The organism is Limosilactobacillus mucosae DSM 13345, assembly GCF_001436025.1.
GTDB lineage: Bacteria > Bacillota > Bacilli > Lactobacillales > Lactobacillaceae > Limosilactobacillus > Limosilactobacillus mucosae.
Genome location: NZ_AZEQ01000018.1, coordinates 42,389 through 49,930, shown reverse-complemented (window position 1 = coordinate 49,930; position 7,542 = coordinate 42,389). Strand labels below are relative to the sequence as shown.

Sequence of the window (7,542 nt, the reverse complement as noted above, 5' to 3'; positions counted from 1 at the left end):
ACGTTTTTAAACTGCCCTTTAAAAGTTGGCGTAACAGCACGCGTATCCTTTAAATGAACTGCCGCGATATTATCGATGCAGTTCTCCAGCTGCGAAGGAACATCATTTTCAGGCCAGGCACTTAGATTGCCAAGGTCTGGATAAGCCTGCAGCCAGGGACTGTGCACCTGTGTTTTACAATGCTCGATTTTGGTCAAAGAGTTAATAAAGGGATCATCCATCGTTTCAATCGAAAGCATAACCATCTTTTCGGCAGCCATATGAACGCATTGAGCAAGATTTTCAATATATAGTTCACGTGAAAGCATTGTTTTATTTTCATAAAAAACATCATAACCGGCCATTTGAATATTATGAATTCCAAGATCTACGGCCAGATCGATCGCTTTTTGCATCATCTCAAGCGACTGTTTGCGAACTGCCGGATCCTTTGAACCCAACGGATAGCGGCGATGACCAGAAAGCATCAATGTGTTGATTCGACTGTGCGTCCGCCACATTGCATTGCGAAAGTCTTCTCGCTGCTGAGCCGTCCAATCCAGCCGCGCCAACCGCTCATCACTCTCATCAATTGAGAATTCTAAAAAGTTAAAACCTAGTTCGTGGGTCAGATTAAACTTTTCTTCCCAAGACAGATCTTGAGGCAGCGCTTTTTCATAAATTCCCAAAGCATTAATTGTCATAAAAATGTCCCTCCCTCGAGGAATTATGTTACATTTTCATATTAATGAAAGCGATTCACTTATTCAATCTAGTTTTATGTTATTTTTGTTGTTTTTTAGTTAATTATACGATCTCAAAACTTTTTAAGTCGGACGTTTTAACATAAAAAAGCGACTACCAACTAGCCGCTTTCTCTGAATTGATTGAGATTCCACTTAATTTAAAGTATGGAACACATAAATGATTAATCAATAACGATTTTTGTTAATTTTACTGATTATTTGTTAATTTTGATCAAACAATGTACCAATACCATCTTTTTGCAATAGATCTGCTTACCAAAGGCTGACTATTAAAGTAAGCGTTTACAGAAAACACTTGCATGATATAATGTATATATAAATTGCGCTATGAAAGAAGGCTGATTAAAATGGTCGCCAATAAACCCACTATCAAAGACGTTGCTCGTCAAGCCGGGGTTTCAATCGCGACGGTTTCACGAGTAATGGCCAAAAAAGCCAATACCTATACTCCTCAGACTGCCCAACGCGTCTGGGATGCAGCTGCCAAACTGGGCTATCAGAAAAACAGCGCGGCCGCAGAACTGGCGACGCGCTCCAGTGACAAGATTGCCGTAATCGTCAGCAATCCGCCAACTAATTTTTCAACTGGGATCTTGGATGGCATGCAGCAGACAGCCCTGGCTCATAATCGTCATATTATTATCCTTTACGCCGGCAATCACAGTCCTCAATTGCTCCATCAAGCGATTAAAGATGCCACGGCCGGTCCGCGCGCCGGTATTCTGCTGATTGGCAGCCAGATTGATCCGCAAAGTCTTAAAATGCTGCAGGATTCACAGCTGCCGGTTAGGCTGGTTTCCAACTACTCTTATGAATTACCGCTACAGTTTATCAGTTCTGATAATACTGAATTGGCTGCTCAAAGCGTTGAATACTTAATTAAAAAAGGCCATCGCCGCATTGGTCTTTTTGGCATTGATCATTCACATACTGGTCTCCAGCGTCGCGCCGGCTATCAAAAGGCCATGTATGAGCACCACCTGCCAATTGAACAGGATTGGATTCAATATGGCGACTACAGCTATGAGGCTGGCCAGACCATCATGCAGCACTGGGCTGATCTCAAACTGAGCGCGGTCGTTGCTGCCAGTGATCTGGTTGCAATGGGCATCATGCGTCAGGCCGCACAGATGGGACTCAAGATACCGCAAGATCTTTCCATCGTCAGCATTGATGGTACCTTTCTTTGCGAGGTTACAGATCCACAACTGACCAGCGTTACCCAGGACTTTTATCAAATCGGCATTAACAGCGTCTTAGACCTGCTCGGCAATGCTCCTTCCGAACTGGTACCGTTCAAGCTGGTTGAGCGTGGCAGCGTAGCAGAACAACCAAAATAAAATCGGATTCGCCAATTGACGAACCCGATTTTTTAGTCTTCTTTTTTGCCAAACAAGGCTGCTAGTTTGGCTGCCATGTCCGGGTCGAGATTATCTGCCAACGTGCTTTCAGTCTCTGCTTTTTCTTCTTTTTTGACGCTTGTCATCTGTTCAAGCTCATCAGCAACCGCCTGTTCACCTAAGCGAATTGGGTTAATGTCCAATCGTCCGCCGGCTGCATCGGCATGACCGCCGCCTTGATAATAGGTTTCCGCAAACTTTGCCACGTCGACTTTGCCATTACTGCGCAAAGAAACGCTCTTAGGACTGATTACCAGCGCAGCATCCAGGTCCGGCTGCTGTACCAATAGCTCATGCGCGATCTCTGATTTATAGTCGCTGGCATAGACGATTCCAAAGCGGTGCCCATCTGCCGTTGCCTCGACCACGTCTTTTAAGTGCGACTTTAAGTACTTAGCCCGCCGTTCGTTTAAGGTTTGAATCAGCAGGTCATTGTCTTGACGATACGCCGTCCAGCCTTTGTCAAAAACGCTTTGCACAAAGGCTTCGGAATGATCAAGCGGATAAAACCAGAACAACTGATTGAAGTCATCAGCGGCCTGACGCTCTTTTTCGCTCATATCGGGATCATTTTGCCAATCCCACGTATCATAGGCACGAATCAGCTCCACCAGTTCCGCCAACTGCTGCTGCCGATCTTGATTCAGCTTAACAAAGCCAGGCAGCGTCTTAAGCCAATCCCATACCAGGCTGGTCGCGCTGGGACTGATTTTTGCATCAGCGGGCTTAACCGTATTGGCCGCAAACTTTTGTCGCAATGCCGCTTCAGTCTCATGGTGGTCAAAAACCAGCCAGTGATTGGCAAACTGCTGATTGAGCTCCTGCATCGTATGCTCGCTGTCTGGCGTCATATCCATAATCCAGACATCCGTTGCCGTGGCTGCTTCGGGACTTTTGAACCAGTAGTCCAGCTCACTGTCGATTCTACCGGCACCGATACTGGTCAGGTCAAACTCAGCATCGGGAAACATAACGTCTTGGACCGTCTTGACCAATACTGGGGCCCCAAAGCCATCCAGATCGTTATGCGAAAAAATTTTAATATTGCGCTTAGCCATAACTAACTTCCTTTGTGATTTTGATTTTATTATAACCGATTCAACAGCTAAATAAGCGTTTCGCCAGCAAAACCGACCTGCTTTTTGTTTTCGTCAGTGAATTTAGCCAACTGCAGCTAGTTTTAATATTCGCTGCTTAAAGCCATAAATTTAAACCCGCCCATGCTTGGCAACTGACATGTCCGCTTGGCTTTGCTAAGATGGAATCAGTCAACTTTTAGAAAAGAGGTACTTGTGATGGTCTATGATTATCGTCATGAACTAATCGAACTTTTGAACCATACTGCCAGCGACCCGGAAAGTCTGCTGCAGACCCAACGCAGTCTTACGATCATCGTCGACCTGCTTAATCAGCTGCAGCCGGTTAAAGAGCCGACGTCTACTGAAAAACAGTCTGCCAAGCCAGGCTATCAGATTCGGCGTAACGTCACTGCCCCAAAGATCTCGCTAGGCCAGCTGATCAATCAGACCGCGGCACCAACGCCCAAGCCGCATGAAACGCCTGCAAAACCGCAAAGCAATAAGCAGCCTGAACGGTCAACGGCTAAAGCAGCTGCCAACCAGGCTTATTTAAGAGACATCCCCGTCACTGCTAAAAACGAAGCGTCGACTGAACCGGCAGCTGCACCTGAGCTTTCGGAAGTCGAACTGCTGGCACGCGACAACTGCTATCCCGTCCACCGTCTGTTAAGCGGCGCGGAGATCAATCACCGCTTCTATTCAGAAAGCATTCTGCACAAACTGCCATTTCCAATCAATGATGGCGATGTCGTACAGTTGGACCGTCAGCGCTTGATCCATGGCAAACTGCCCGTCATCAATCGTGTTACCAATGACCATCTGGCAATCAGCACGACACCAACCAAAGTTATTGAATATGCCACTTTGGAACCAGTTGCCGGCTCAGACGTCCTGCAGATCAAAAAGACGCTCAAGGGCAATTCGATTCTGGACGAGTCACACGCCAATACCATCGTGATTGATCCTTACAAATATGCCAGCCGCAATCTCAAGCCTGGCATGATCATCGACTTTGCCTACTATGATCACGGTAACGGAATGCGCGATGCCAAGGCTGGCGAGATTCGCTGGATCCACAGTGAGCACGAGTTTGATACGACCAAATCGCCACGCAAGCTGCAGCAGCCCAAAAAAATTAAAAAGACACGCCACGAATACAGCGACAAGCTTGACTACGACTTAAATCAAAAACGGGTCTTAGTGGTAACCGGGGCCCGTGACCGCGTGCAGGATCTTAAAGCCGTCGTCGCCAAGCATCATGGCGTCTTCTACAGTCTGGATGCTTCAATGGAAGAAAACGTCTCCAGCAGCAAGATCAAACGGGCCGTTAAGGATGCCGATCTGATTGTCGTCTGCATCGACCGCATTCATCATCGCATCAGTCAACTGACCACGCACCATGCCAAGCGCAACGATCGACCATTTGCAATTGCCAGCACCACTAGCAATACTGCCGTTGAACGCGCCATTTTCCGAGCCCTCAATGGCAACAACGCCTATGAAAGCAGCGGTCAGGACATGGCAAAATACGTCAGCGCCGATTAATCAGCAGCTGCTTATTTGCAAAACCAAAAAGGATGTGCCAGCTCTTGACGCATCCTTTTTCATTTTCTGTAGTTTTTATTCGTTGTCTAGCTTGGCAGATACGTCATCAAAGCGATCCTTGATATATTTAGCCGAAGCAGCCAGCTTGTCTTTTTCTTCATCAGTCAGATCAAGCTGCAGCTGCCGAACCAGTCCCTGACGACCAATGATGGCAGGGTAGCCGACATAGGTGCCGTATTCTTCGCGGAAGTTGGAGACTGGCAATTCAGCGTGCGCGTCATTCAAAACGGCCGTAACCAGACGCAGAGCCGCTGCCGCAATCCCAAAGTTGGTGTGCTTCTTGCCATGGAAGACGACATAGCCGCCTGCCCGCACGTCTTCAGCCAATTGATCCAGATCAACATCGTCACGATCCTTAGCCAATTCGGTTACAGGATGACCCATGACCCGTACCTGTGACCAAGCAGAGAATTGCGAGTTGCCGTGTTCACCCAGGTTGTAGCCAGATACCGAGCGCGGATCAACGTCAAACTTTTGACCAACGACTTTTTTCATGCGCGAAGTATCAAGCAGCGTCCCCGTACCGATTACCTGAGTCTTTGGCAGACCAGTGTACTTTTGGAACAGTGCGGCAATCACGTCACAAGGATTACTGATTGAGACCAACACACCATGGAACCCAACTTCTTTTAGTTTAGTACCGACTTCTTTAGCAGCCTTGCTGGTAACCTTCAATTCAACAAATCGATCATGCTTGGCATCGTCATTCTGCACGCCGATACTGCCGACCGCGATCACGACGACATCCGCATCGGCCAGGGCTTCATAGTCGTTGCGCACCACTGTGGTATGAGTTGGCAGATTGGCCGCCGCGTCTTCAAAATCGGTTGCATCCGAATTCAGCTTTAGTTCGTTGGTATCAATCAATACCAGCGTATCCGCCGTCCCTGCTACCAGCATATTGTTAGCCAGCGTTGAACCAACATTCCCTGAACCAATAACACCAACTTTTCGCGTCATAATTACGCACGACCTTTCTAATCTTTTTTTAATCTTTTTAATTTATGACTAAGAATTTAACATTTTTAGATTCAAAGTCAACTCATTTTAAAAAAACTAAATTAAAATAAGATTAATCCTTTCAGACAGCCAGCTTTCAATTAATTTATTTAATAAAAATAAGCAGCCGGCTTAATTATAGCTGACTGCTTATTTGACTATGATTTGCGCAAGCTCAGTTTCTCGACGTTTAAGACCTTATCCAGCCAGCCTTGATAAAAACTTTGCTCGTGGCTGACCAGGATCAGGTTCCCGGGATATTCTTGCAGGGCTTTTTTGAGTCCTTCCTTGGTTTCATCATCCAAGTGATTGGTTGGCTCGTCCATGATTAAAAAGTTTGATGGCGTCAGTTCCAAAATGGCCAGCTTAACCTTGGTCTGCTCACCACCAGACAACAACGACAGCGGCTTTTGCGTATTAGCGGCATTGATCCCTGCTTTGGCCAGCTTTTGTCGAATCGGTTTTGGCTGCATGGTTGGAAAAAGATTTTGAATCGTTTCCAGTGGCGTCAGATTAGGCTCATCCCACACCAGATCCTGATCAAAGTAGTTAATCCGTGCTGAAGGCGAAAAAGTAGCCGTCCCTTGCAGTGCTGGGATCTTGCCCAGAATCGACTTGATCAAAGTTGACTTACCGACCCCGTTAAAACCGGTAAACAGCAGCTTTTCACCCATCGTCATCGAAAACGTCACGGGCGCAAGCAGCGGATGACCATAACCGACTGACAGCTGATTGACCTTTAAGGCATTGGCAGAACCGGTATTTTCATAAGGAAAGTGAAACGTCGCCTTTAGATTATCAGTTGGCGGATTAATCCGCTTCATCCGAGCCAGCATCTTTTCACGGGATTTGGCCATGGTTGATTTGGAACCCGCCTTGTTTTTACGAATAAACCGCTCTGCCTTTTCAATGACTTCCTGCTGCTTTTCGTATTCGCGCTCCTGGGTCTCCTTGCGCTCAGCCTTTTGCCGCATTGCCTGCTTAAAGCTGCCGCGATACTTGGTGATCTTGCCAAATGCCACGTCACAGATCGTGTTGGTCACGCGTTCCAAAAAATCGTAGTCATGTGAAATAATCATGGCCGCGCCGTCAAAATCATTCAGATATTCAATCAGCCATTCAATGTGCGCGGTGTCCAGATAGTTGGTTGGTTCGTCAAGCAGGATCACGTCTGGATTTTCCAGCAGCATTTTGGCCAAAATAATTTTTGAGCGCTGGCCGCCACTCATTTCGGAAACGACATGGTCCTTACCAATGTCATTTAGCCCCAGCCCATTCATAACGCGCTCAATTTTGGTTTCGACCTCGTAAAAGTCAGCCGCGTCCAAACGTTCCTGCAACCGGCCAGCTCGTTCCAAAAGGCGATCATCCATTTCCGTGGCATATCTTGCATAAAGCTCATTCATCTGTTCATTGATGTCATAAAGTTCCTGGAAAGCCGTATGCAGAAACTGAATCAGCGTCATCCCCTGCGGAATATCAACATATTGATCCAAATAGCCGATCTTGGTGTTTTTTTGCCACTTGATATCGCCCGCGACCGGCAGCTCCTTGCCAATCAGGATTTTAATCAAAGTTGACTTGCCGGCCCCATTTTGACCAACGATCCCCATATGCTCATGTTTTTCCAATTGAAAGCTGGCATCTTCATAAAGCTTCTTGTCGGCAAAGCTCATCGTCAGGTTTCTAACATCCAAAACCGCCATTTTCTCT

6 protein-coding genes are annotated in these 7,542 nt (G+C 46.8%); 2 read left to right on the top strand and 4 right to left on the bottom strand.

The features are described from left to right. A partial coding sequence (locus FC47_RS08325; protein ID WP_056968600.1) for an L-ribulose-5-phosphate 3-epimerase occupies positions 1-683 on the bottom strand: 683 nt, incomplete at its 3' end. Between the two features lie 410 nt (positions 684-1,093). Between FC47_RS08325 and FC47_RS08320 the strand changes: the two genes are divergently transcribed. Continuing rightward, a complete protein-coding gene (locus tag FC47_RS08320) occupies positions 1,094-2,086 on the top strand; it encodes a LacI family DNA-binding transcriptional regulator (RefSeq protein ID WP_056968599.1) in 993 nt (330 codons plus the stop codon). Positions 2,087-2,118: 32 nt separating this feature from the next. Here the strand turns inward: FC47_RS08320 and FC47_RS08315 are convergent, their stop codons facing one another. Further along, on the bottom strand, positions 2,119-3,204 hold the full coding sequence (locus FC47_RS08315) for a DHHA1 domain-containing protein (RefSeq protein ID WP_056968598.1): 1,086 nt from the start codon (positions 3,202-3,204) through the stop codon (positions 2,119-2,121). Positions 3,205-3,438: 234 nt separating this feature from the next. Between FC47_RS08315 and FC47_RS08310 the strand changes: the two genes are divergently transcribed. Continuing rightward, the gene (locus tag FC47_RS08310) at positions 3,439-4,770 is read left to right on the top strand and encodes a DUF2325 domain-containing protein (protein WP_056968597.1); all 1,332 of its coding nucleotides are present in this window, start codon (positions 3,439-3,441) and stop codon (positions 4,768-4,770) included. A gap of 75 nt (positions 4,771-4,845) precedes the next feature. Here the strand turns inward: FC47_RS08310 and FC47_RS08305 are convergent, their stop codons facing one another. Together FC47_RS08305 and FC47_RS08300 are read right to left on the bottom strand one after the other, a co-directional pair. Continuing rightward, positions 4,846-5,790 carry an L-lactate dehydrogenase gene (locus FC47_RS08305; RefSeq protein WP_056968596.1) on the bottom strand — a complete coding sequence of 315 codons (945 nt, stop codon included), beginning with the start codon at positions 5,788-5,790 and terminating at the stop codon, positions 4,846-4,848. A 197-nt stretch (positions 5,791-5,987) separates the two neighbouring features. Next, complete coding sequence (locus FC47_RS08300; protein ID WP_056968595.1) at positions 5,988-7,535, bottom strand: ABC-F family ATP-binding cassette domain-containing protein; 1,548 nt, start codon at positions 7,533-7,535, stop codon at positions 5,988-5,990. Positions 7,536-7,542 lie beyond the last annotated feature (7 nt).